1 protein-coding gene and 1 pseudogene are annotated in these 4,058 nt (G+C 71.9%); both read left to right on the plus strand.

What is annotated here, in order from left to right:
• A partial coding sequence (locus ACIQK6_RS43055) for a phosphopantetheine-binding protein (protein ID WP_402697820.1) occupies positions 1–798 on the plus strand: 798 nt, incomplete at its 5' end.
• A gap of 57 nt (positions 799–855) precedes the next feature.
• Positions 856–4,058 (plus strand): annotated as a pseudogene (locus ACIQK6_RS43060) (type I polyketide synthase); the annotation flags it as partial.

The raw sequence follows: 4,058 nt of genomic DNA on the forward strand, positions 1-4,058 counted from the left end.
GGTGGTATGACCGCGACGTTGTCCGAGGCGGACCGGCAGCGGATCGCCTCCTCGGGTGTTCCGCCGCTCTCCGTCGAACAGGGTCTGGCCCTCCTCGACGCGGCGATGGCCACCGACATCCCCTACCTCGTCCCCCTCGGCCGGATGTCCGGCACGGGCGCACCCCGGATGCGCGGCGAAGTGCCTCCGCTGCTGCGCGGGCTCGTCAAGAGCGCCAAGCGGCAGGCCGCCGGCGGCGGCCCTGCGGTCGGCACCCAGGACATGCTCGCCGCCCGGCTCCGGGAGCTGCGCGAAGGGGACCGGCTGCGGCACGTACGGGAACTCGTACAGGCCGAGGCGGCATCCGTGCTCCGGCACGGGTCGCCGCAGGCCGTCGACGCCGGGATGGAGTTCAAGGACCTCGGCGTCGACTCCCTCACCGCGCTGGAACTGCGCAACGGGCTCACGTCCGTCACCGGACTGCGCCTGCCCGCCACCCTCGTCTTCGACTACCCGACGCCGAACGCCCTGGCCGAGTACCTGCTGGCCGCTCTGCTCCACGAGCACCGGGAGGGCCGGGACGGACAGTCCGCCCTCCTCGCCGAACTCGACCGGTTGGAGGCGGCGTTGACGGCGTCCGAGCCCGACGAACACACCCGCGCGGCAGTGTCCCTGCGGCTGCGCCACCTCCTGGAGAAGTGGCGAGCCGGCGACGAGGACGCCGCGTCCGCCGATGTCGCGGAGCGGATCGAATCCGCCACCACCGACGAGGTCCTCGCGTTCATCGACAACGAGCTCGGCCGTCTGAGCGACCGCTGATCCGGCCGTCTGTCGTCTTTCACCTCTTCTCTTTCGCTGTAGGAAGGCTCCACCCCCATGTCGAACGACAGCAAGCTCGTTGACTACCTCAAGTGGGTCACCGCTGATCTGCACCAGACGCGCCAACGACTGCTGGAAGTCGAGTCTGAGAAGCAGGAGCCGATCGCGATCGTCGGCATGTCCTGCCGCCTGCCGGGTGGGGTGCGCTCGCCCGAGGACCTGTGGCGACTGGTGACGGAGGGCCGCGACGGCATCTCCGACTTCCCCACGGACCGCGGCTGGAACCTGGAGGCCCTGTCCGGCGACGGGAACGGCAGCAGCGCCTCGATAGAGGGCGGCTTCGTCGATGCCGCGGCATTCGACGCGGACTTCTTCGGGATCTCCCCGCGTGAGGCGATGGCGATGGACCCGCAGCAGCGGCTGCTGCTGGAGACCTCCTGGGAAGCCTTCGAACGGGCCGGGATCGACCCGGCGACCCTGCGCGGCAGCAGGACCGGCGTGTTCGTCGGCACGGCGGGTGTGGACTACGTGGGCGTGGTCATGAACTCCCTGGAGGACGTGGAGGGCCATGCGACGACCGGCCTGACGGCCAGCGTCCTGTCCGGCCGGATCTCGTACGCGTTCGGACTCGAAGGCCCGGCGGTGACCCTGGACACCGCCTGCTCGTCCTCGCTCGTCGCACTCCACGTCGCGGCGCACGCCCTGCGCTCGGGTGAGTGCACGATGGCCCTGGCCGGCGGTGTCACCGTCCTGTCCACGCCGATGAGCTTCGCCGGTTTCAGCCGGCAGGGCGGGCTGGCGGGTGACGGCCGGTGCAAGGCGTTCGCGGACGCCGCCGACGGCACCGGCTGGTCGGAGGGTGTGGGCGTACTGGTCCTGGAGCGGCTCTCGGACGCCCGCCGCAACGGCCACGACATCCTCGCGGTGATCCGCGGCTCGGCCGTGAACCAGGACGGTGCGTCGAACGGTCTGACCGCGCCGAACGGTCCGTCGCAGCAGCGGGTGATCCGTCAGGCGCTGGCGGCGGCCGGTCTGTCGGCGGCGGACGTGGACGTGGTGGAGGGCCATGGCACGGGTACGCCGCTGGGTGACCCGATCGAGGCGCAGGCGCTGCTGGCCACGTACGGAGAGAACCGCCCCGACGGCAGGCCGCTGTTCCTCGGCTCGCTCAAGTCGAACATCGGGCACACGCAGGCCGCTGCCGGTGTCGCGGGCGTGATCAAGATGGTCATGGCTATGCGGGAGGGCGTACTGCCGCGCACCCTGCACGTGGACAAGCCGACCACCCACGTGGACTGGTCGGCCGGTGAGGTCTCGCTGCTGACCGAACAGACGACCTGGCCGGCCACGGGCCGGCCGCGCCGGGCCGCCGTGTCGGCCTTCGGGATCAGCGGCACCAACGCCCACACGATCATCGAGCAGGCCCCGCCGGCCGAAGGCGACCCGACCGAGCCCAGCGCGCCGACCACGGCGCCGGCCGTCGCTCCGTGGACGGTGTCGGCCAAGTCCCAGGCGGCGCTGGAGGCGCAGTTGGCGCGGCTCGGCACCGCGCAGGGGAAGTCACCGCTGGACGTGGGCTTCTCGCTGGCCGCCTCGCGGGCGCGGTTCGCGCACCGGGCGGTGCTGGTGGACGGCGCCGAGATCGCCCGGGGGGTGGCGCGCGAGCGCTCGCTCGCGGTGCTGTTCTCGGGTCAGGGGTCGCAGCGGTTGGGGATGGGGCGGGAGTTGTATGCGCGTTTCCCCGTGTTCGAGGCCGCGTTCGATGCCGTCTGCGCCGAGCTGGACGTACCGCTGCGGGACGTGGTGTGGGGTGAGGACGAAGAGGTTTTGAACCGGACCGAGTACGCGCAGACCGCGCTGTTCGCGGTCGAGGTGGCGTTGTTCCGGCTCGTGGAGTCGCTGGGTGTGCGGCCGGATTTCGTGGCCGGTCATTCGGTGGGTGAGATCGCGGCCGCGCACGTGGCGGGTGTGCTGTCGCTTCCGGACGCGTGTGCGCTGGTGGCGGCGCGGGGTCGGCTGATGCAGGCGCTGCCCGAGGGTGGTGCCATGCTCGCCGTGCAGGCCACGGAGGAGGAAGTGGAGCCGCTGCTTGGCGAGTTCGTGTCGGTCGCGGCGGTCAACGGCCCGTCGGCCGTCGTGGTCTCGGGTGCCGGGAACGCGGTCGAGGCCGTACGCGTCCATTTCGAGGGGCTGGGCCGTAGGGCGACCCGGTTGCGGGTGTCGCACGCCTTCCACTCGCCGTTGATGGATCCGATGCTGGACGAGTTCCGTGCGGTGGTTGCGGGGTTGTCGTTCTCGGCGCCGGAGATCGCGCTGGCTGTCGATGCCGAGTTGGTGTGTGACCCGGAGTACTGGGTGCGGCATGTGCGGGAGGCCGTGCGGTTCGCCGATACGGTGCGCTCGCTGGCCGGGCAGGGCGTTGACACGTTCCTGGAACTGGGCCCGGACGGAAGTCTGTGTGCGCTGGCGCAGTTGAGCGTGGACGCGGTGGCCGCGGTTCCCGCGCTGCGCAAGGGACGGGGCGAGGAGACGGCGCTCGTCGACGCGCTGGCGAAGCTGCACTGTGCGGGCGTGGGGGTGGACTGGGCGCGCTGGTACGACGGTACGGGCGCCCGGGGCGTCGACCTGCCGACGTACGCCTTCCAGCACGAGCGGTACTGGCCGCGACCCGCGCTGTCCGTGGGGGACGTCGCCGGTGCCGGGCTGATGCCCGCCGAGCACCCGCTGCTGGGCGCCACGGTCTTCCTTGCCAGTTCGGACGGGACGGTCCTCACGGGAAGGCTGTCGTGTGCCGCACAGCCGTGGCTGGCCGAGCACGTGGTGGACGGCCAGGTGGTCTTCCCGGCGACGGGACTGCTGGAACTCGCCGTCCGGGCCGCCGACCAGGTCGGCTGCGGCCGCGTGGAGGAACTGACACACACCGAACCGCTCGTGCTCGCGGAGGAAGGCGCGGTCGCCGTACAGGTCTGGGTGGGGGCTCCGGACGCGTCGGGCGCACGGCCGTTCCGGCTGCACTCACGGCGCGTGCAGGACGCGGACACCGAGTGGACCGAGCACGCCACGGGCGTGTTGGTCGCCGGTTCGTCTGCCGCGGTGGTCGACGCCGCCGACACGGAGGTGCAGTTCGCGCTCTCGGGCGAGGGCGCGCGGGAGGCGGATCGTTTTGGTCTGCATCCGGCGTTGCTGGCCGAGGTGGTGCGGGCGGCGGCGGGGGACCGGGAGCGGGTGCCGGTGTCCTGGCGTGGGGTGTCGCTGCATGC

It is taken from the genome of Streptomyces sp. NPDC091682 (genome assembly GCF_044756625.1).
Classification (GTDB): domain Bacteria; phylum Actinomycetota; class Actinomycetes; order Streptomycetales; family Streptomycetaceae; genus Streptomyces.